Origin of the sequence: Vibrio sp. FE10 (assembly GCF_030297155.1) — a bacterium.
In the GTDB taxonomy this organism is placed as follows: Bacteria; Pseudomonadota; Gammaproteobacteria; order Enterobacterales; family Vibrionaceae; genus Vibrio; species Vibrio apostichopi.
The window spans coordinates 2837098-2859423 of sequence record NZ_AP028067.1; the positions used below are offsets into that span (position 1 = coordinate 2837098).

Annotated in this window: 19 protein-coding genes and 1 pseudogene; 10 read left to right on the plus strand and 10 right to left on the minus strand. The window is 43.3% G+C overall.

Going from position 1 to position 22326, the window contains the following annotated elements:
* The first annotated feature begins 50 nt into the window (after positions 1 to 50).
* Positions 51 to 1637 carry a cation:proton antiporter family protein gene (locus QUF19_RS12600; protein WP_286294297.1) on the plus strand — a complete coding sequence of 529 codons (1587 nt, stop codon included), beginning with the start codon at positions 51 to 53 and terminating at the stop codon, positions 1635 to 1637.
* Positions 1638 to 1871: 234 nt separating this feature from the next.
* On the plus strand, positions 1872 to 3536 hold the full coding sequence (gene asnB, locus QUF19_RS12605) for an asparagine synthase B (RefSeq protein WP_102276093.1): 1665 nt from the start codon (positions 1872 to 1874) through the stop codon (positions 3534 to 3536).
* 72 nt (positions 3537 to 3608) lie between these two features.
* Here the strand turns inward: asnB and rfaH are convergent, their stop codons facing one another.
* Positions 3609 to 4115 (minus strand): transcription/translation regulatory transformer protein RfaH, encoded by a 507-nt coding sequence (gene rfaH, locus QUF19_RS12610; protein WP_286294299.1) that lies wholly within the window; start codon positions 4113 to 4115, stop codon positions 3609 to 3611.
* Between the two features lie 502 nt (positions 4116 to 4617).
* Here rfaH and QUF19_RS12615 point away from each other — a divergent pair.
* Entirely contained in the window at positions 4618 to 6003 is a 1386-nt protein-coding gene (locus QUF19_RS12615; protein WP_102436351.1) for a peptide MFS transporter, read from the plus strand.
* A 91-nt stretch (positions 6004 to 6094) separates the two neighbouring features.
* On the opposite strand, the gene hemH is transcribed toward QUF19_RS12615, so the two are convergent.
* From hemH to htpG, 3 genes are all read right to left on the minus strand, one after another.
* Positions 6095 to 7057 (minus strand): ferrochelatase, encoded by a 963-nt coding sequence (gene hemH, locus QUF19_RS12620; RefSeq protein WP_286294300.1) that lies wholly within the window; start codon positions 7055 to 7057, stop codon positions 6095 to 6097.
* Positions 7058 to 7333: 276 nt separating this feature from the next.
* The gene (gene adk / locus QUF19_RS12625; RefSeq protein ID WP_009847341.1) at positions 7334 to 7978 is read right to left on the minus strand and encodes an adenylate kinase; all 645 of its coding nucleotides are present in this window, start codon (positions 7976 to 7978) and stop codon (positions 7334 to 7336) included.
* A 388-nt stretch (positions 7979 to 8366) separates the two neighbouring features.
* Positions 8367 to 10271, minus strand: coding sequence for a molecular chaperone HtpG (gene htpG, locus QUF19_RS12630; protein ID WP_286294303.1), 1905 nt, complete (start codon positions 10269 to 10271; stop codon positions 8367 to 8369).
* 270 nt (positions 10272 to 10541) lie between these two features.
* On the opposite strand from htpG, the gene QUF19_RS12635 reads away from it, so the two are divergent.
* The 3 genes from QUF19_RS12635 (at position 10542) to QUF19_RS12645 (ending at position 12486) form a co-directional block, all read left to right on the plus strand.
* Entirely contained in the window at positions 10542 to 11447 is a 906-nt protein-coding gene (locus tag QUF19_RS12635) for a transcriptional regulator (RefSeq protein WP_286294304.1), read from the plus strand.
* 1 nt (position 11448) lies between these two features.
* Positions 11449 to 11964, plus strand: a complete 516-nt coding sequence (locus QUF19_RS12640) for a regulatory protein ToxS (RefSeq protein WP_286294306.1) — start codon at positions 11449 to 11451, stop codon at positions 11962 to 11964.
* A gap of 210 nt (positions 11965 to 12174) precedes the next feature.
* Positions 12175 to 12486, plus strand: a complete 312-nt coding sequence (locus tag QUF19_RS12645) for an Rdx family protein (protein WP_286294308.1) — start codon at positions 12175 to 12177, stop codon at positions 12484 to 12486.
* A 72-nt stretch (positions 12487 to 12558) separates the two neighbouring features.
* Here the strand turns inward: QUF19_RS12645 and yfcE are convergent, their stop codons facing one another.
* The 5 genes from yfcE to QUF19_RS12670 are packed head-to-tail and all read right to left on the minus strand — an operon-like array spanning position 12559 to position 15421.
* A complete protein-coding gene (gene yfcE, locus QUF19_RS12650) occupies positions 12559 to 13104 on the minus strand; it encodes a phosphodiesterase (protein WP_286294310.1) in 546 nt (181 codons plus the stop codon).
* A 47-nt stretch (positions 13105 to 13151) separates the two neighbouring features.
* Positions 13152 to 13559: a CBS domain-containing protein gene (locus tag QUF19_RS12655; RefSeq protein ID WP_286294312.1), complete on the minus strand. Its 408-nt coding sequence runs from the start codon at positions 13557 to 13559 to the stop codon at positions 13152 to 13154.
* On the minus strand, positions 13556 to 13906 hold the full coding sequence (locus QUF19_RS12660; RefSeq protein ID WP_009847348.1) for a P-II family nitrogen regulator: 351 nt from the start codon (positions 13904 to 13906) through the stop codon (positions 13556 to 13558). Before QUF19_RS12660 ends, QUF19_RS12655 begins: the two co-directional genes overlap by 4 nt.
* Positions 13896 to 14690 (minus strand): DUF1538 domain-containing protein, encoded by a 795-nt coding sequence (locus tag QUF19_RS12665; protein WP_286294317.1) that lies wholly within the window; start codon positions 14688 to 14690, stop codon positions 13896 to 13898. Before QUF19_RS12665 ends, QUF19_RS12660 begins: the two co-directional genes overlap by 11 nt.
* The gene (locus QUF19_RS12670; RefSeq protein WP_286294318.1) at positions 14687 to 15421 is read right to left on the minus strand and encodes a DUF1538 domain-containing protein; all 735 of its coding nucleotides are present in this window, start codon (positions 15419 to 15421) and stop codon (positions 14687 to 14689) included. Before QUF19_RS12670 ends, QUF19_RS12665 begins: the two co-directional genes overlap by 4 nt.
* A 300-nt stretch (positions 15422 to 15721) precedes the next feature.
* On the opposite strand from QUF19_RS12670, the gene QUF19_RS12675 reads away from it, so the two are divergent.
* From QUF19_RS12675 to QUF19_RS12690, 4 genes and pseudogenes are all read left to right on the plus strand, one after another.
* Positions 15722 to 16636: a TIGR01777 family oxidoreductase gene (locus QUF19_RS12675; protein WP_286294320.1), complete on the plus strand. Its 915-nt coding sequence runs from the start codon at positions 15722 to 15724 to the stop codon at positions 16634 to 16636.
* Between the two features lie 43 nt (positions 16637 to 16679).
* Positions 16680 to 17507: an SDR family oxidoreductase gene (locus QUF19_RS12680; protein ID WP_286294321.1), complete on the plus strand. Its 828-nt coding sequence runs from the start codon at positions 16680 to 16682 to the stop codon at positions 17505 to 17507.
* A gap of 395 nt (positions 17508 to 17902) precedes the next feature.
* Positions 17903 to 18757 carry a co-chaperone YbbN gene (locus tag QUF19_RS12685; protein ID WP_286294323.1) on the plus strand — a complete coding sequence of 285 codons (855 nt, stop codon included), beginning with the start codon at positions 17903 to 17905 and terminating at the stop codon, positions 18755 to 18757.
* 211 nt (positions 18758 to 18968) lie between these two features.
* Positions 18969 to 19466: pseudogene (locus QUF19_RS12690) on the plus strand (SPFH domain-containing protein); the annotation flags it as partial.
* A 1601-nt stretch (positions 19467 to 21067) separates the two neighbouring features.
* Here QUF19_RS12690 and QUF19_RS12695 read toward each other — a convergent pair.
* The gene (locus tag QUF19_RS12695; RefSeq protein ID WP_016767471.1) at positions 21068 to 21817 is read right to left on the minus strand and encodes a metallophosphoesterase; all 750 of its coding nucleotides are present in this window, start codon (positions 21815 to 21817) and stop codon (positions 21068 to 21070) included.
* Positions 21818 to 22326 lie beyond the last annotated feature (509 nt).

Consider the following 22326-nt stretch of genomic DNA (forward strand, 5'->3'; position numbering starts at 1 on the left):
TGTATAAACACGGCCCGTTTTTTTAAGCTAGGGAACTACAACAACAAGTTATGGAACTTATATTAATATCCACTGCGTTTATTGCAGGATTTATTGCTTTAAAGTGTCACCTCCCCCCATTGGTCGGCTTTTTGGTCGCAGGCTTCGGGCTTTTTGCTCTGGGCTTTGAAACCAATGACACCATCATTACTTTGGCTGATCTAGGTGTCACCCTACTCCTCTTTACTATTGGCTTAAAACTCGATATTAAAACCCTACTCTCTAAAGAGATCTGGGCTGGCGCTACAATCCACAACCTTTTATCCACTCTGTTTTTTGCGGTCGCTCTGTTTGGTTTTAAATTCCTAGGAATTTCCTCGTTGGCTGCCATGTCAATGGAACAGATCGTCCTACTCGGATTTGCCCTCTCATTCTCTAGTACTGTATTCGCAGTGAAGTCTCTGCAAGAGAAAGGGGAAATGAATGCAACCTACGGAACGTTAGCGATTGGTATTCTGGTCATGCAGGATATCTTTGCCGTGGTCTTCTTAACTGCCTCGACAGGCAAAATTCCAGAATGGTATGCCATCGCACTATTCGCTTTACCATTCTGTCGTCCGTTGTTCTACAAAGTCCTCGATTGGGTTGGTCACGGCGAAATGTTGGTGCTGTTCGGCATTTTCTTCACATTGGTCGTCGGTGCAGGCTTATTCCAGTTTGTAGGGGTTAAACCAGATCTAGGTGCTCTGATCTTAGGTATGTTGCTAGCCGGTCACCCAAAAGCTTCAGAGCTGTCGAAATCGCTGTTTAACCTCAAAGAGCTTTTCCTTGTTTGCTTCTTCTTGAATATTGGATTATCCGAGCAACCTACCATTCAAGGCTTTATGCTAGCAGTCTTGTTCTTATTATTACTGCCAGTGAAAGGCGTTCTTTACTTCTTAGTACTTAACCGCTTTAAGTTCCGAGTTCGAACATCTCTACTCACTTCACTATCACTGTTTAACTACAGTGAATTTGGCCTCATTGTTGGTGGCCTTGCCTTTAAGATGGGTTGGATGTCTGGTGATATCTTGGTTGCCGTGGCTATTGCGGTTTCGCTGTCGTTCTTGATCGCTGCACCTCTAAACCGAGCGGGTCATAAGCTTTATCAACAATCTGGTAAATGGTTAAAAGAACATGCCGCAGAAAAGCTTCACCAACGTGATAAACGAATTGACCCAGGTCGTGCTCAGGTTCTGATTCTTGGTATGGGACGCATTGGTACTGGTGCCTACGATGAGCTACGTTCACGCTACGGCAAAGTGAGCTTAGGGGTCGAGGTTCGTGAAGAAGCGGCACATAACCATAGAAGCCATGGAAGAAACGTAATTTCTGGTGATGCGACTGACCCTGATTTCTGGGAACGCATCCTAGATACAGCAAACGTAAAGCTGGTGATCTTAGCAATGCCTCATCACCAAGGTAATCAAACCGCTTTAGAGCAATTGAAGTCACGTAACTTTAAAGGCCAAATTGCCGCGATTGCTGAATACCCAGATCAACTCGAAACATTGAAAGAAAACGGTGTCGATGCAGCCTTTAATATTTATAGCGAAGCAGGTAGCGGTTTTGCTCGCCACGTTTGTGAGCAGTTAAACCCAAACATCAGTAAAATCTAGTCCTAAACATTGTCTCGTTAACCTCTCAAAATTGCTGTTCTTTTGCACTTTTGAGAGGTTTTTGTTTAAAAAACCAACCACAATTAGACACCACTCACCAAAACCACGTTAAAATTAGATAATTTCTAACAGAAACCCCTTTATATTATTTTTTTGCTCACATTCGGTTGCTTTTTTTAGCCAGAATGGCAAATTGAATACAGTTGATTTAGAAATTATTTAAAAGGAAGTTCTATGTGTTCAGTATTTGGCATTCTCGACATTAAAAGTGATGCCGCAGCACTTCGCCCTATTGCTTTAGAAATGTCTAAAAAGCTTCGTCACCGTGGCCCAGACTGGTCTGGTATCTATGCCGGTGAAAAAGCCATTCTTGCTCACGAGCGTCTAGCTATCGTCGGCCTAAACAGTGGTGCTCAACCACTATATAGCCAAGACAAGAAACACATTCTTGCAGTTAATGGTGAAATCTATAACCACAAAGAACTTCGCGCACGCTATGAAGATAAGTACCAGTTCCAGACTGACTCTGATTGTGAAGTCATTCTTGCGCTTTACCAAGAAATGGGTGCCGACCTTTTAGAAGAACTTAACGGTATTTTCGCTTTCGTTTTATACGACGAAGAAAAAGATGAATACCTAGTGGGCCGTGACCACATCGGTATCATCCCGCTTTACCAAGGCTACGATGAGCACGGTAACTATTACGTAGCTTCAGAAATGAAAGCACTCGTTCCTGTGTGTAAGACGATCAGTGAGTTCCCTCCTGGTAGCTTCTACTCTTCAAAAGATGCAGAGCCTCAACGCTACTACATCCGCGATTGGAACGAATACGCAGCCGTTCAAGGCAACAGCACAAGCAAAGAAGAGCTGACTGAAGCGCTAGAAGCTGCGGTTAAGCGTCAACTAATGACTGACGTGCCTTACGGTGTACTTCTATCTGGTGGTCTTGATTCATCAATCACATCTGCTGTTGCTAAACGTTTTGCGGCAATGCGTATTGAAGATGATGAGCAATCTGAAGCTTGGTGGCCGCAACTGCACTCATTTGCTGTTGGTTTAGAAAACGCGCCTGATCTGATCGCTGCTCGTGAAGTTGCTGATAAGATTGGTACCGTACACCACGAGATGACTTACACCATTCAGGAAGGCTTAGATGCAATCCGTGATGTTATCTACCACATTGAAACTTATGATGTAACGACCATCCGTGCTTCAACGCCGATGTACTTGCTTGCTCGTAAGATCAAAGCAATGGGTATCAAGATGGTACTTTCTGGTGAGGGTGCTGATGAAATCTTTGGTGGTTACCTGTACTTCCACAAAGCACCAAACGCGAAAGAGTTCCACGAAGAAACTGTGCGTAAACTTCTTGCTTTAAGCATGTTTGATTGTGCTCGTGCGAACAAATCGTTGGCTGCATGGGGTGTAGAAGGCCGAGTACCATTCTTGGATAAAGAGTTTATCGACGTCGCTATGCGTCTAAACCCTGAAGACAAGATGTGTGGCAACGGTAAGATGGAGAAACACATCCTACGTGAGTGTTTTGAAGACTACCTACCAGACTCAATCGCATGGCGTCAAAAAGAGCAATTCTCTGACGGCGTAGGCTACGATTGGATTGATACGCTGAAAGCAACCGCTGAAGACAAAGTAACGGATAAACAGATGGAAACGGCTCAATTCCGCTTCCCTTACAACACGCCAACGACGAAAGAAGGCTACGCTTACCGTGAGATCTTTGAGGAGTTATTCCCTCTAGAATCAGCGGCAGAGTGTGTTCCTGGTGGTCCTTCTGTTGCATGTTCATCAGCAAAAGCCATTGAATGGGATGAGTCATTCAAAAACTGTGTTGACCCATCAGGTCGTGCGGTACAAGCTGTTCACAACGACTCTTACTAGGTCGTTAGGTACATCAAAAACAAAAAAGGCGCATGATGCGCCTTTTTTTAAGCCTGTTTTTTATTGCTGCACTTATGCATGAGCTTGTAGCGCTCCGTTCTCTATGCTGATCGGCACAACTTGACTGATCATCTTAACGAGCATAATAGAGCGTGCTTCTCCATCCTTTTGATGGAAAATAGCCTCTACCCCAGCAAACTGACCACTATTAATTTTGACCACTTGCCCTGATTCAAACTCAACATAGCACTCTTCAGGTTCATCTTCGCAACACTTCTCAAACTCTTTCAGTTCATACACTAAGTCGCCTTGGACTTCGTGTGGCCTTGCGCCAAACTTAATAAAATCGACGACACCACGCGTTGAACGAACAGTAGTAAAACTTGGACCTTGTTCGTAATCAAAGCGTACAAAGATGTAAGATGGGAATAGCGGTTCTTTGACCTGCTTCTTTTTCCCTCTAACGACCTTCTTAACATCGATTTGAGGATAAAAGCACTCTACCCCCTGATTCTCTAAGTGTTGTTGAGCACGCTTCTGATCACCGCGCTTACAATAAAGTAAATACCAACGTTTCATTTTACTAGCCATTTTCTATTTTGGGACATATTACCACAAGCCTAAAACGGTTAATCACCGTTAATAAAATGAATCCTGATAAGCAATAAATTATGCGTAACAGACCAACTTATCAACAAAAAGCCATAAGGACAAAAAGTGGTTAAGCATTGTACAGGGAACATTTACAGATAAAAAGACGCATTGTTGTAAGCCTATGTATGCTACACACATAAAGAACACCATGCTATTTATTTTTAAAAACCATCCAGCAAGCCAATGAATTCAATCATTAGCATTCGATAATTCTTTCAAAGAGAACATTATGCGCTCAACTCAAAACTGGAAAATTAGTTTGCAGCACGCATTATCTGGGTAACATTTCCAATAAAAACCCATATTTTCATAAACTTATAAAAAATAAGTTATCGTGACCATAAAAGACGGCTATTACAGATGGTTATTCCACTCTGTATACATAAGTGACTATAAAATCTTTTAATACCTAAAATTAGTAAAACTTATGCCAAGCAATCACAACATATTTGGCCACCCTAGAGGCCTATTTCTACTTTTTAGCACCGAGCTATGGGAACGTTTCTCCTACTATGCAATGCGTGCAATTCTTGTTTTATTTCTTACCGATACCACTATCAATGGTGGTCTTGGTTGGTCAACAAAAGATGCCCTCGATCTTTATGGTATCTACACAGGTTTAGTCTATATCACGCCATTAATCGGCGGCTGGCTTGCCGATAACTACTTAGGACAACGTAAATCGATCCTAGTAGGCGGTGTATTAATGGCACTAGGTCAATTTACGCTCGCTCTTCCTAACGGCGCGATTGGCTTAGACCAAGTAAATGCTCTTTATCTAGGTTTAGCACTGCTTATCAGTGGTAACGGTATGTTTAAACCAAACATCTCGACCATGGTTGGCGACCTATACCAAGAAGGTGACAACCGACGTGACGGCGCTTTCACCATTTTCTACATGGGCATCAACTTAGGCGCGCTACTGGGTGGCTTAATTTCAGGCGCTGCGGTCGACTCATTTGGTTGGAAAGCTGGCTTCTTAGCCGCTGGTATCGGTATGGTTATTAGCTTAGTTATGCAATTGACGATGGCTCAATCATGGTTAGGCAACATTGGCTCAGTACCTGCAGCTGCACGAGCGAAAGAGCTGAATAAATCGAAAGAGAAAACACCACTGACCAAAGAAGAGTTCGACAGACTAAAAGTTATTCTGATTATGGGTCTGTTCGTGATTGTTTTCTGGGCTGGCTTTGAACAAGCTGGCGGTCTGATGAACATCTACACTCAGCAATATACTGACCGTATGATTGGTGGTTTTGAAGTTCCAGCTGCATGGTTCCAATCTCTGAACCCATTCTTCATCATCACCCTCGCACCTATCATTGCGGCATTTTGGGTCAAGCTTGGTAAGCGTGAACCAAACTCTCCTGTGAAATTTGCGATGGCTTTGTTCTTCCTAGCTCTTGGCTTTGTGTGCATGATGGGCGCAGTAATGGAGCAAGGTGGTGACCTAACAGTGAAAACATCAATGCTTTGGCTAGTCGGTGCTTTCTTCTTCCATACCCTTGGCGAGCTTTGTCTATCTCCTATTGGCCTGTCGTTGGTCACTAAGTTAGCTCCGCTTCGTCTAGCATCGTTAATGATGGGTGCATGGTTTGGCTTCAATGCCGTTGCTAACTACGTAGCTGGCCTTGTGGGTTCTCACGTTGGTGAGCTTGGCGCGATGTCTATCTTCGGTGGTATCGCAATTACGGCAACAATCAGTGGCGTCTTACTGCTTCTTTGTGCTGGCAAACTTGTATCATGGATGCATGGCGTAGAAACCAACATGACGCTTGAAGCAGAGCCAAAAGCAGAAACTTCTGTTGCTTAATAGCTAGATCTATTTCAAGAAGAAACATCAAGATCAAAAAGGGCTGCTCAATGAGCAGCCCTTTTTATTATCTATTCAATCGACATATCAATTAGCGATGAAGCGCCACTAGTTCAGCCATCATGTCGATGTGTGAGTCTCTGTCGTTGAGACACATAATGTAGCGAAAGTCAGAACCACCAGCATCAATGAACGTCTCTTTACACTGGTCTGAAATCTCTTCTAACGTTTCTAAACAATCCACTGAGAATGCAGGCGCCATAATATCGATCTTCTTGATGCCTTTACTTGGAAGCGTTTCAAGCGTTTCGTCGGTATAAGGCTTCAACCACTCCTCACGACCAAATCGAGATTGGTATGTCATGGTGATGTCTTCCGTGGATAACCCTAACTCCGCAGCAAGCAATTTAGTCGTCGCTTCACAATGTTGAGGGTAGATATCGCCTTCATCGGCTAACCTTTTCGGGATACCGTGGAACGAACACACCAAATGATCGCCTCTGCCATTTTCTTCCCAATGGCTACGAACACTTTCAGCCAATGCTTTCGCATAACTAGGGTGAGAGTAATAATCTCGAATAAAGCGATAGCTCGGGATAACAGGCATTTGTTTGAAGGCTTTAGTTAAGCCATCAGAAACGGCCGCTGTCGTTGTACCCGAATACTGAGGGTATAAAGGCAACACGATGATGTCTTCAACGCCCTGCTCCATTAATTGCTCAACGCCGGTTTTAAGGCTTGGGTTGCCGTAGGTCATTCCCAATGCAACAGGCATCTGTAATTTTGCTTGTAGCTTTTCAGCTTGTCTCTGCGAATAAACAAGCAGTGGTGAGCCTTCATCCATCCAAACAGACTGATAAAGCTTAGCCACTTTAGGTGCTCGAATCGGTAGAATCACCCCATGTAAAATAGGACACCAAAGCCAGCGAGTTAAGTTTACCACTCGTTTATCGTGTAAAAACTCACTTAAAAATCGGCGAACGCCAACTGGAGTCGCGGTATCTGGTGTTCCTAGGTTAACCAGTAAAACGCCCTGCTTTTTATTATTTTCCATAGCTACCTGAGACCAATGTGTGATTTTCTGGAACGTAATATACTAATCTGCATAAGTTTAAGATCATTGTTACGCAACTAAATTTAAGAATAGTCGTTCTTAACCTGAGTTATCGCAACATCACTTTGATCGTTAGCCGCGCGAATCTAAGCCGTAGCGCGGAAATTATGCACAATCGATTTATCTAGATTGGTATATGACTAAAAATTGAAACAAAAAAAGCGACCTTAAAGGTCGCTTCCAATATATCAAATTCTAAAACTGGCTGTTAGCCAATTATGCTAGTGCTTTCTCAAGTTCTGCACTAACTTCAGCAACTTGCTTAGTACCGTCGAACTTAAGGTACTTAGTGTTGCCTGCTTCAGCTTCTTTACCGTAGTAAGAGATAAGCGGAGCTGTTTGATCGTGGTATACGCCTAGACGTGCACGAACTGTTTCTTCTTTGTCGTCATCACGAACCACTAGCTCTTCGCCAGTGATGTCATCTTTACCTTCTTCTTTAGGCGGGTTGTACACATTGTGGTATGTACGGCCAGAAGGAAGGTGAGCACGACGACCAGCCATACGCTCAACAATCACATCGTCAGCTACGTCGAATTCAACAACGTAGTCTACTGCGATACCCATTTCTTTTAGGCCATCAGCTTGAGGGATTGTGCGTGGGAAACCGTCTAGTAGGAAACCTTTCTCACAGTCATCTTGAGCGATACGCTCTTTGATAAGACCAAGGATAATTTCATCAGAAACTAGCTGACCCGCGTCGATTACTGATTTAGCTTGCTTACCAAGCTCAGTACCCGCTTTGATAGCAGCACGTAGCATGTCACCAGTTGAAATTTGAGGGATACCAAATTTGTTCATGATGAAGTTAGCTTGAGTACCTTTACCCGCGCCAGGAGCACCTAGAAGAATGATGCGCATGTTTAATCCTCTTATAAAAATTATGATTTATACCGAAGCTCACTATCCCGCCTTTCTGGTTTAATTTAGGTCAAACAAGAGAGGTTAGGTAACAACTGAGGCTAAGCACAACTGTGAACAGAAGCAAAACGGTAAGTTTCGGTATAACGTTTAAAAATCATACAACTGGAGACGATAGGTTCATAGTCCCAGCTGATTAGGTCGAGCATTCTATCACATTAATATTCAATTTGGCTGAAATTAAGACTAAAGAATGTATCGACAGCGTTTGCGTTTGTCTTGTTAGCGACTTTAGCTACATTTCGATGAAGTTAAGCGACGTTCATAAAAAAAGCCCGCATTAGCGAGCTTTTAATTATAATTATGAGCTTAGCCCAAAGTCGAAAGACTAACGTTTTGTCAGTAGTTCGTTGATTGCACCTAAGAATTGTGACGGATCTTCCATTGAGCCCTTTTCAGCAAGCATAGCCTGGCCAAGTAGTAGCTCAACCCAGCGACCAAACGCCTGTTCGTCCGCTTCATCAGCCATCTGCTTAACGAGCGCATGCTCAGGATTAATCTCAAAGATGTACTTAACTTCAGGAGCAGCTTGACCCGCCGCTTCTAGAAGTTTAGCCATTTGAGTACCCATCTCGAAATCGTCGGTAACAACAACAGCTGGCGTGGTTGCTAGCTTGAATGTCGTGCGAACCTCTTTAACACGATCCCCAAGGTAAGTTTGAGTGCGATCAACAACAGACTTGAATTCTTCTTCCGTCTCTTTTTGCTTCTCTTTCTCTTCTTCACCTTCAAACTTACTTAGATCTAAGCCCGCTTTTGTGATCGATTGGAACTGCTTACCGTCGAAGTCAGTAAGGTAATTCATCACATACTCATCAATACGATCGTACATGAGAACAACTTCGATGCCTTTCGCTTTGAACTGCTCTAAGTGAGGGCTGTTCTTAGCTGCAGCATAGCTGTCTGCTGTTAGGTAATAAATCTTGTCTTGACCTTCCTTCATACGTTCAACGTAAGAAACGAGGCTGATGGTTTGCTCAACAGAATCTTCTTCCGTTGACGAGAAACGAAGGAGACCAGCGATTTTTTCTTTGTTCGCCATGTCTTCTGCTGGGCCTTCTTTTAATACTAGGCCGAACTCTTTCCAAAACTCCAAGTACTTGTCGTTGTCATTCTTCGCCATGCGCTCAAGCATCGTCAGCACACGCTTAGTACATGCACCACGAAGAGACTGAGTCACTTTGTTGTCTTGAAGAATTTCACGCGATACGTTGAGCGGCAGATCATTTGAGTCAATTAAGCCACGAACGAAACGCATGTAAGATGGCATAAACTGCTCTGCATCATCCATGATGAATACACGCTGTACATAAAGCTTTAAGCCGCTCTTGTGGTCACGGTTCATCATATCCCAAGGTGCTTTAGCTGGGATGTAAAGCAAGCTGGTGTAATCGTTCTTACCTTCAACCTTGTTGTGGCTCCACGTTAGTGGATCTGCGAAGTCATGAGAAACGTGCTTGTAAAACTCTTGGTACTCTTCTTTCTCGATATCAGATTTGTTACGAGTCCAAAGCGCTTGAGCTTTGTTGATCTGTTCCCAGTGCTTCTCTTCGGTGTCTTTACCTTCGTCATCTTTAACCGCAGTTAAGATAGAAACCGGGATGCCGATATGGTCAGAATATTTACCAATCACTTCACGTAAGCGCCACTCGTTTAAGAACTCTTTACCGTCTTCACGCATATGAAGAATGATGTCAGTACCACGAGATTCTTTAGTGATGTCTTCAATGGTGTAGTCGCCTTCACCCGCTGAATGCCATTGTACAGCTTCATCGCTTGCCAGGCCCGCAGCGCGAGTTCGAACAGTTACTGCATCTGCAACGATAAATGCAGAATAGAAACCAACGCCAAATTGGCCGATAAGCTGAGAGTCTTTGCTTTGGTCATCAGACAGCTTTGAGAAAAAGTCCGCCGTACCTGATTTAGCAATCGTGCCCAAATGCTCAATAACGTTGTCGCGGGTCATGCCGATACCGTTATCAGAAATGGTCAGAGTGTTAGATTCTGCGTTGAATGACAACTTCACGCCTAAATCCGCATCGCCTTGATAAAGGTCGCCATTTGATAGCGCTTGAAAACGAAGTTTGTCAGCCGCGTCAGATGCGTTAGAGATCAGCTCACGTAGGAAAATTTCTTTGTTTGAATACAGTGAGTGGATCATTAGATGAAGTAGTTGTTTTACTTCAGATTGAAAGCCACGAGTCTCTTTATTTTGCGTTGCTGTTTCGCTCATTTTTACTCCAAAACATCTATACTTTATGTTGAATACCAGAAGAGGCGTTACACAGGATACCACTCTTATGTTCATTAACATGAGGATGACAAATGTAAATTCAAGGTCAAAAATCATAAAAACACTGTTTTTTTGATCTGTTTTTATTATCCTTGAGGCTGATAAATATAAAAGAACATAAAAGAAGCCATGATTTGGTGAAGAATGAACGGAACTTCACCTGAGATTTGTCTATTTCGCACCCAAAATCATCCAAAATAGAAGAATTCAATGAGCAATATCGGCACAAAGTTTATTCTCGCACAACGGTTCGTATTCGACCCAAACAGCAATTCACTTGTTGATCAGGCCAGCGACGGTGAAGTCGTACGCCTTGGTAGCAATGAAAGCCGCATTCTCCTGATGTTGTCAGAAAGACCCAATGAAGTTATCACTCGTAACGAATTACACGAATATGTTTGGCGGGACCAAGGCTTTGAGGTGGACGACTCCAGCTTAACTCAAGCGGTATCGACACTCAGAAAAATGCTGAAAGACTCAACCAAGTCTCCAGAATTCGTAAAGACCGTGCCAAAGCGTGGCTACCAGTTTATCGCTTCTGTTGAACGTTCAGCGCCGCTTTCATCAAGCGAACAGCCTGTTATGGCTGAAATCGTAGAAAGTGAGATGGAACCGACGTTAGCGTTTACTACAACAGCCGAAGAAGTGGTCACCGAGATGACCGAGTCAGAACCTGTGGCTAAGGTTCAAGAGGCTAACTCTGAAGTAGAACCAAAAACTACGACCAACGTTGCCACGAGCAAAAGCAGCAATAAGTGGACAAGCTTTAGTATTCTGCTCGCTGCGCTCATCATGCCAATTCTGGTATTAACGTTTACTAATCCAGCTGAATCCGAGTTCAAAACACTGGCTGAAGTGGATGGCGTGAAGGTTCAATCACCAGTTAACCACCCAGATCTCAGCAGTTGGCTTCCCGCGATAGAGAAGTGTGTATTACGTTACAACACCAATCACACTGGCATGCTAAAGCCAACTGAGGTGATCGCAACAGGTGGACAAACCAACAACCTTGCCCTCAACTACATTCACCCGCAAGATTACTCGAGCGAAAACGTAACCCTAAGAATTTACGCAGACCAGTCGGATGTAAACGACATTTGTAACGGAGGTCAGTAACATGAAATTAAAAGTATCGATTATTTTACTGGTTCTATCTGCATTTTTAAGTGGTTGGTTATATTGGGGCAGCGATGCAAAAGTAGAGCGCTTGCTCACTCAGCATGAATGGCAATCTAAGATGGTCACTCTGATCAGCGACAACAAGCAAGCTGACTCAATCGGCCCGCTTCGTAAAGTTGAGCTATCATCGAATGCGAAATACCTACCAAATGGTACATACCTGAGAATGTCAGTGGTTAGGCTATACGGTACTCAAACTGAGCCTGCGAATGTCATCAACATTTCGGAAACTGGTCAGTGGGATATAAACGACAACTACCTATTGGTTTCACCAACAGAATTTAAAGATGTGACTTCAGCTCAGCGCCAAGATTTTTCAGAAGGGCAACTCGAACTGATCACTCAGGTTATTAAGATGGATGCCGAGCAGAGCCGACGCATTGATATCGTTAATCCGAAAGCACTGTTGCTGACTAGCTTGAACCACGGTTCTACTGTGTTGTTTTCAAACTAACTCTCTCGAGTAATAAATAAAGGGGCATTACGCCCCTTTTTTGTATCTAATGTCTGACATAAGATCTATCGATTGGATTTATTCACTTACCCTATTGTCGGCTCTTCTCTTAGCCAACTTTTCAAGTAACTAGCTCGTCAAAATGGCATTTGAAATATTAACGTTTGCCGTTAGCATCAAGTTACTGTTATAGAATTTAAAAGGCTAATCATGACGACAGAATCAAACTCGTTAAGCACGTCAATCACCAAGGCAACAATCGCAATACACTATTGTCGTCAATGTAACTGGATGCTTCGCTCTAGCTGGTTATGCCAAGAACTGCTGCATACCTTCAGTGAAGAAATTGAACAGGTGAGCTTACACCCGGATACCGGAGGTCGATTTGAGATCTTTTGTAATGGAGTGCAGATCTGGGAAAGAAAAGCGGATGGCGGTTTTCCTGAGGCGAAAGTGCTGAAGCAAAGAGTGCGAAACATCATTGCTCCAGACAGAGATCTTGGCCACGTAGACTCGAAGTAAGCCTTAACCGAGGCTTTACTTGTTTAGCTTCAGTTTGCCGGCGTGGTGTTGAATGGGCTTTAAACTAACCGCTTACAGCTGGCCACTCACAAGCAACTCGCCTTCAAGGCTAACCACTTTAAACGTACCGTTTTCGTATAACCCATAGCTTGCAGCATGATCATTTCGTGGGAATGTCGCCGAGCTTGGATTAAAGATGAAGATGCCATCCTGATATTCAGCGACAGGTATATGAGTATGACCATGGGCAATCACATCGCCCGCTTTTAACGCTGGGCGCTTACTTGAGTTGTAAAGGTGACCATGAGTTAAGAAGATACGCTGGCCGGACTCCAATAACACCCATGAGTAATCAACCATCATAGGGAAAGACAGCAGCATTTGGTCCACTTCACTGTCGCAATTACCACGAACCGCGATGATCTCTTGAGAAAACTCATTAAGTTTTTCAGCAACCGTTGGCGGGTTATACCCTTCAGGAATCGGATTTCTCGGACCATGATTCAGGATATCGCCAAGCAAAACTAAATATTGAGCACCAGACGCTTGGTATAACGCTAATACCTTTTCTGTTGCTGGCAGTGACCCATGTAAATCTGAAGCAAAAAATAATTTCACACGTACTTCTCCATAAAACTTATGAGGCTATTGTACGTATCGAAAAGCTAAACGTCACCTCTCGCCATACCGTTGATCACGATATTATTGTAACTAACCATACCGACTATCTTATTGTCACTGACCACTGGAGCGCGACTGATACCAAAACGTTCAAACAAGCGCGCACAATATTTCACATTCATATCAGCAGACACTGTCAAAGCAGGCTTAGTCATAATTTCATAAACGTTGGTTCGCTTTGGAGAACGGTTCTTAGCCAGCACTTTTTTGGCTATATCATTCATCAACACGATGCCGTACTCATCATCCTCGTGGCGTTTATCAACAATGATGGCTTTCACTTTGTGTGTTCTCGCCATCTCAATCGCTTCCAATACCGTGGTTAGCCCGTCAATAATCACGTACGTATTGGCCATTACATCGCCCACACGGATCTTTTCACTGGTACTCATAGTTCATCCTCCACAACCTTGGTTAACGTTTCGACTTGATGAGCGACGCCGACCGCATCTTCCACATCAATCTGCACAGCAATGCCCTGACCAGACTCTTGATCGAACTCCCCCACTTCACCGATGGTTTCTAGAATATGCCTAGCCAAATGCTCTTCAACCACAAACAGCAGCACATCTTTTTGCACCTCTAACGTTAAACCAAAGAAAGTACGTTTTTGGTTTAAGCCCTGCCCTCGGGCATTGTTAATCACCGTAGCACCGGTTGCACCCGCATCACGCGCGGCATCGAGCACGATGTCTGTCTTGCTCTCTTCTACAAACGCTAAGATAAGTTTAAAGCGCATCTTTGCTCTCCTTAGAGGATTGTGATCGGTTTAGCCATTGCGTTATTTGGGCATACGCCATCACAGATATAATTGGAAATAAGCTTGCGAATGCAATCAACCCGAAGCCATCGATCACCGGATTTCTTCCGGGCACCGTTGAGGCTAATCCCAAACCAAGTGCCGTGACTAAGGGAACCGTCACCGTTGAGGTCGTCACACCGCCAGAATCGTAAGCTAATGGAATAATCAATTTTGGGGCATAGAAGGTTTGAATCACCACAATGACATAGCCAAAAATGATGTAGTAATGAATCGGGTCACCAGCAACGATCCGATAGCTTCCAAGCGAGATGCCAATCGCAACGCCTAACGCCACGGCGATTCTCAAGCCATTAATGCGAATACTGCCACCAGACACTTGGTTCGCTTTAATGGCCACAGCGATCAGTGAAGGCTCGGCTATCGTGGTACTAAAGCCAATACAGAACGCGAACAGGTAGACCCAATAATAATCAAACCAAGCCAATGCTTGACCTGAACTCAGTTTAAACTCCGTTAGAAAACTCGATTCCGTCAGCTGCATCGCCATTGTTTCACCGAGAGGAAACAGCGCGAATTCTAACCCCATCAAGAATAACGATAAGCCAAGAATTACGTAGAAAAAGCCGAGTAATACTTTAGCGAGATTGGTAACAGGTTTGCGTAATACCGCCAACTGAAAGCCGAAGATAATGACCGCAATGGGGATCACATCGGTAACGGTACCAAGAAAGGTGCCGACAAATTGCTGCACGCTGATCATGTCACCACCATTCCGTACACCATGACAAACATCATTGGTAACAGTGAAGCAAAAGCAATCAAACCAAAACCATCGATCATAGGGTTACGCCCCTTAATCGCAGACGCGAGCCCCACTCCCAATGCCGTGACCAAAGGAACGGTAATGGTCGATGTTGTAACGCCTCCAGAATCGTAAGCAATCCCGATGATGTTCTCCGGAGCAAAAGCCGTAAGCACCACCACCCCGATATAACCACCAATGATCATGTATTGAATTGGCCAACCTTTTAATATTCGTAGCACGCCAAGTAAAATGGCGATGCCCACCGACAACGCCACTGTAAATCGTAAGCCATTCGCGTAGTGCTCCATCTCCTCTAAAGAGTTAGGGATAACACCGCCCTCTGCTGCCACTTCTGCCGCTTCCGCAGCAACGGCTGTCAAAGCAGGCTCCGCAATGGTTGTGCCAAACCCCAAACAAAAGGCAAAGGTCAGTAACCAGAACACGCTCCCCTTGCGTGCAAACGCTTGAGCCATTGACTCACCGATAGGGAAAAGCCCCATTTCGAGTCCAAAAATGAAGAAGGTCAGGCCTAAGACAACCAATACTAAACCCAGTAAAATAGACAACAGATGAGGAAGGGGTTCCTGAAGGACAACGAGCTGAAAGAAAGCAATCACCGCTACAATTGGCAATAGATCCCTTAAGCTGCCTAGCATGGCTTTAAACAAAGCTAGCATTGCCCTCATCGCGATTCCTTCTCGTTGAGATAATGTCTGGTTATAAGTTACTCATAATGATGGCAAATCCTTATCAAAGCTTATGTGACAAATATTACGCAGTTGGTAACATATCCGAGTAAAATCCATAAGTGTGATAACGGTACACATCCTAAGTTGGTGAATTTAATTTCAATCTTTCATAAATTGAAAACACGTAATTTAGGTATCACACGATTGAAACCAACTGATCGTTATAGTGATTTTTTCGTATTGGTTGGCGATTAAAAACAAGCCATGTCTATAATTATGTTTAATAAGGAGATTGGTATGAAGATATTGTTAACTGGTGGTACTGGATTTATTGGCTCTGAATTGATCAAGAGTTGGAACACTGACGACGTGACTTTACTGACACGAAGTCCTGAAAAAGCAAAGCAAAGCCTGCACCATCTGAACCAGAACAACCTTCATTACATACAATCCCTTGATGAACTCAACGACCTCAATAACTTCGATGTGGTGGTTAACCTTGCTGGCGAACCGATTGCAGACAAGCGTTGGAGCGAACAGCAAAAAGAGAGAATCTGTAGTAGCCGCTGGCACATCACAGAAAAACTGGTCGAGTTAATTCATGCCAGCAGCAACCCACCCGATGTTTTTATTAGCGGGTCAGCCGTTGGCTATTATGGCGATCAACAACAACAGCCGTTTGACGAATCATTACAAGTTGAGGATGAGAGTTTCCCTCATAAAGTCTGTGCCCACTGGGAAGAAATAGCTAAACGAGCTCAATCAGATAACACACGTGTGCTCCTACTTCGAACAGGGATTGTGTTGGGCGAAAATGGCGGCGCACTTAAGAAGATGCTAATGCCTTACAAACTTGGTGTAGGTGGGCCTCTAGGTTCAGGCAAGCAGTACATGCCATGGATTCACATGCTCGATATGGTGAGAGCCATCAACCACTTGCTGTCTGCCCCTCACGCTCAAGGCGAGTTTAATATGTGTGCCCCGCACCCTGTCACCAACAAACTGTTCAGCAGCACGTTAGCCAAACAATTGGGCCGACCTCATTTCTTGTTCACACCGAAATGGGCAATGTCGCTGCTGATGGGTGAATCGTCATGCTTGTTATTCGACAGCATTCGCTCTAAACCAAAGAAACTCACCGAAATGGGATTCATCTTTAGTTACTCAAGAATCGAGCCTGCACTAAAAAACTTGTTACAACATCAAGACTAATTCTTTACCCTAGAGTTAGAGAGACTCTAATAAAGGATTAAGCGTGAACAAGTCGATTCTTATCACTGGTTGTTCAACGGGTATTGGTTACACATGTGCTCATGCGCTTCAAAAGCGTGGTTTTCATGTCATTGCATCGTGTCGTCATCCGCAAGATGTGCAGCGCCTGCAAGATGAAGGACTGACCTGCATACAGCTCGACCTTTCTAATCAAGAAAGCATTGAACAAGCTGCACAGCTTGCTATCGAGCTGGCGCCTAACGGATTGTATGCCTTGTTCAATAACGGCGCTTATGGTCAAGCAGGAGCCTTAGAAGACTTGCCGACACAAGGGCTCAAAGAACAGTTCGAAACGAATTTCTTTGGTTGGCATCATCTCGTTTGTCAGATCCTCCCGCACATGCGTGAGCGCGGCGAAGGTCGCATCGTCCAAAACAGTTCAGTCTTAGGCTTTGCAGCAATGAAGTACCGTGGCGCTTACAACGCTTCGAAATTCGCGCTTGAAGGATGGACTGATACATTACGTTTAGAACTGCATGGTAGCGGTATACATATTTCGTTATTACAACCCGGTCCAATTGAAACCCAGTTTAGAAATAACGCCCTGAAAGCATTCAATAAATGGATCACCATTACTGGCAGCGCTCATCAGGAAGCTTATCAACAGCAAAAAGACCGGCTCGAAAAAGAATCTTCAAACAACGCTTTTGTTCTGCCTCCGGAGAGCTGTGTAGAGCCCGTATTACACGCCTTAACAGCGCGCAAACCTAAGCTAAGATACCGAGTTACAACACCGACTAAAGTCTTCGCTGTGTTAAAAAGGATTCTACCGAGTCGCTGGCTAGACCCTATTTTGAGAAAAGCTGCATAAATTTCTAACTTTGAATGCATCGTCGCAAACTTTAATGTAACGATGTAATTTTTCCGTAACAATAAGATGTCATGATTTACCCTATCTCATCGATTATCCCCAATTGATGAATCGACTTCTGGATATTTCATGACTTTAAACCGCCTGAATTGGGTTGGTGTGAGTCTGGCTATTACGTTGTTTATTCTGTTTTGAATATCTCACGCAACGCCTCACTAACCACCTCAAAGATCACGCTATGCCTTTCGTGTTGATATGACAACTCTATCAACACTGAGGCATAGCGTTTTTTAATTTCTCTCTTTTAACTGAGATAATTAAGTTAGATCTTGAAGTTACCAGCATCTCCCCCCATATTTGCAACGTACCCACAAAACACACCTCAAGGAACGTAAATGCAATCTCCGCATATTGTTGAACTTAATGAGCAGAACTTTCGTCAAGTATTAGAAACCTCAATGCAGACGCCTGTACTCATCCACTTTTGGGCACCAATGAGCCAAGAAAGTGCTCAGGTGATTCCTGAACTGCAAACATTAACTCAGCAATACAATGGTGCTTTTACTTTAGCTCTGTTGAATTGTGAACAAGAGCAGGCAATTGCTAGCCAATTTGGCGTACAAGCACTCCCTACTATTGCATTGTTTGTTAACGGTCAGCCTGTTGATGGTTTAGGTGGTCCACAAAGCATCGAAGCGATTGTTGAGATGTTAGGTAAACATCTTCCAAATCAAGATGAACTCGCACTGCGTCAAGCTCTCGAACAGATGCAAGCAGGTGAACACACGCAAGCTCTCGCAGCCATGCAGCAACTGCCAACAGAGTTGACCAGCAAAGGCGAAGTAAAACTGGCGATCGCAGAATGTTTGCTAGAAACGCAGCAATTTGAGCTGGCTGAAACTCAACTGTCGACTATCCCTCTGGAATATCAAGACAACTACTACAAAGGCTTAGTCGCTAAGCTCGAGCTGCATAAACAAGCGGCAGACAGCCCTGAAATTCAAGCGCTAGAAACAACGCTTCAGCAAAACCCAAGCGATGCTAAAACAGCCTCTGACCTAGCTCTTCAATACCACCAAGTGAACCGTAGCGAAGAAGCAATGGATTTACTGTGGTCATTCTTAGCGAAAGACCTCAACACCCTAGATGGTGATATGAAAAAAGAATTCATGGATATCTTGAGCGCACTTGGACAAGGCAATGCAGTTGCGAGCAAATACCGCCGCCAACTGTACTCTCTGCTTTACTAATTCGAACGCGAACAAGTTGATAAGTACTGAGGAAAAATCACTCAGATAAATGATAAAAACCTCAGCAATCTTATCGCATAACACAAAGTAAAATGGGTCATAAAATCAAGGTTTTATGGCCCATTTCTCGTTTATAAATTTGCTCGAATTTTAAATATGAGCCAGTATGAGTAAAGAACTATCAAAAACTCACACTTGCAAAGGATTTCGTATGCCTATTGATACATTGATTACTATTGGCGTCTTTACTGCCGTCGCACTGCTCTTTATTTTCGCTGGTGTCAAAACCGTTCCACAGGGTAATAACTGGACTGTCGAACGTTTCGGTCGCTACACACACACTCTTCAACCCGGCTTGAACCTAATCATTCCATTCATTGACAAGGTTGGTCAAAAAATCAGCATGATAGAACGCGTACTCGATATTCCAGCTCAGGAAGTCATTTCAAAAGATAACGCCAATGTCATGATTGATGCTGTCTGTTTTGTTCAGGTTATTGATGCGCCCAAAGCAACCTACGAGGTCAACGACCTTGAACACGCTATCCGTAATTTGACCCTCACTAACATCCGTACCGTATTGGGTTCTATGGAATTGGATGAGATGCTTAGCCAACGTGACATGATCAATACTAAGCTGCTCAATATCGTCGATGAAGCAACAAACCCTTGGGGTGTCAAAGTTACACGTATCGAAGCATCATCAGTATGAGATAAGATTGACACCCCCTCAATTGACAGCTAAAAACCAGCAAAATCAAAGACTCCAGCCTGATCTTCTCCCTTAAACCAAGCCAGACCGATTGACAAAGCAAAGTGTCTCTAAAATTGACAAAAATCGGGGGTAAATGTGTCAATAATTGCCCATTTACAAGCTGTAAATGTCCGTGGACAATAAAAGTTTGATCATATTTGAGGCATATTGCTATCAACAAAAAGGTAAAAATGACAATCAAAATTGATCACACAAAAAATTGATCAATTTCAAAAACATTTTGGGGCAAAATTTCTCAATGCCTTTGCTAATTTAACAAGCTATGAATAATCACAGGTATTGCAAAGTGAGTTTGAAGATCTGATGCGATCAGTAAATCGCACTAACAAAAAGGAATTATTTAGGTGCGTACTAAGTGCGGTTACGTTAAATTTAGCGCCAACAAACACTATTAACCAAAATACCAATTATCATAAAAAGCCCCACCTTTGTTCCCTTGTTGTAAAAAAATGGATCCCTTTGAGAGCCTTTCTTGTGTCTAAGTCGGAGTTTACACTAGGTACAGCTACGTGAGTCTTGGTGTGCACCGCTGTGCAGCAGTACACGCCGCCCAGAAGAATTTAATAGAGATTTTATGCGCGGTAAAAATCAGACTATAAACTTCACGCAAAAATCGACATATTGTAGACTCTAAGTATGGCTGGGGACTGATTTTAACCACTAAGTTAGAAGATGGGCTTAAGTTTACGAGCGAAAACTATAGATCGGTCATGAAACTTACATCGATGTAAAAAGTGGAGTCAAAGCCAAACAAAACGAGTGATACTCATCCTCCTATAGATCAGCCATGGGGTTTACTGCGATATCAATTCATCGCGAACCCTTGCTTAACAAGGGCTCTAAGCATCAGCCCATAGATTGGCTTTGAATTTACATCGATGTAAAAAGTGGAGTCAAAGCCAAACAAAACGAGTGATACTCATCCTCCTATAGATCGGCCATGGGGTTTACTGCGATATCAATTCACCGCGAACCCTTGCGTAACAAAGGCTCTAAGCATCAGCCCATAGATTGGCTTTGAATTTACATCGATGTAAAAAGCGGAGTCAAAGCCAAACAAAACGAGTGATACTCATCCTCCTATAGAGCGGCCATGGGGTTTACTGCGATATCAATTCACCGAGAACCCTTACGTGACAAGGACTCTAATCATCAGCCCATAGATTGGCTTTGAATTTACATCGATGTAAAAAGTGGAGCCAAAGCCAAACAAAACCAGTGATACTCATCCTCCTATAGATCGGCCATGAAACTTACATCGCAGAAATAATGCTCGTTGAGTATTGGTGTGCATCGGTGTGCAGCAGTGCACACCACCTTCGAAGAACTGAACATCAGATTCAATGTTTACAAACGATAACGAAAGAGCCGCATTATGATACCCAAATTCATATTTTATGGGCTTGGGGTAAAAGATTAGATGTCTGTCCCTAATCAACTTAGCAGTCCCAACGTAAACAATCACTTTTTCTGCCGTGAACATTATTACCGCCACATAAACTATGATAACGAGAATCCGTCTAACGCACACATTATTAGGAAATTAAAATTTTTTTTGATGGATCAAAGCTCGAAACTTCTTCATAACCAACGTATCCACGCTGGTTTGTATGAAATTTAATATTGAAATCAGAGAATTCCATACAATCATGGTTGTGTCCGTAGAACCAGACTGCAATTTTGTCAGCAAGATTTGAAAATTCATCACATTGGGATGCAAATGCAGGACCAAGTGGGCTACCCAAGTATTCAAGTTGTATTCCTTCTCTAGATGGAAGGTGATGGGTAACGACAACATTGATATCCTCTTTGGCTTTACTTATTGATTCATAGAGGAAGCGTCTAGATATCTGGTGAATTTCTCTCGCATCCAATGGTGAAAATGGCTTTCCATGATATTGAATTTTTCGATAGTCATTCAAGCCTGAACGAGCTAATTTCATCGACTTTTTAGGGGTCTCATAAAGTTCGAAATCGCTCCACAAAGTACAGCCATGGAATCTCACACCATTGATTACAACGCTATCATTTTCAAGAAAATATACGTTGGAATAACGTTCAGCTCTGCTCCTACATTCTTCTATCAATAGCTCTAGCGATGGAGCACCATAGGCCTCATGATTACCTAGAACATACACAACAGGCACATTAAATTGTGCAGCCCAATCAATTCCTTTGGTACCGAGGTGGATGTCTCCACTAAGTACGACGACATCTGCGTCAGTTTGCGGGCACTCCATTGGACCAAATTCCAAATGAAGGTCAGAGAGATGGCAGATTTCCATAAATATCTACTTTGATAATACTTGATGACCCCAGTGTAGCTCAGTGCTACAAATTCCTACAACCCGCAAATTGATACTTTTCAGGAGATGCCATAGCCTCACTAACTTCTGCGATAAGCTAACCCAATTCGTCACACGCTTCTTAGGCAACACAACTATAAAGGGGCTGTAATTACGTAACTTTAGTATGACTTTATGGACAGTTAACTCCTGAATGCGATTGGTATTATCTATTTGTGAAGAAACCTGACAGATTTTCCTGATTGAAAAGATCAATCTCCGCCACTAAATCATAACTTTACCATTCTTGCTCCTGCTGGACCGTCACTATTGTTATTACTTTTCAGCTCTGGTTGTAATAGTGTTTCTACAATTTCAATAGCCCTCTTAAGCTGAATTCTGTCTAGTTTGCATCCCAATAAGTGCTAGCACTGTAGAGACAGCTAGCACTGTAGAGGCGTAACACGTCTTTGGACAAAAGTGTGTCAGAAACTTTACTATCGAGGTGT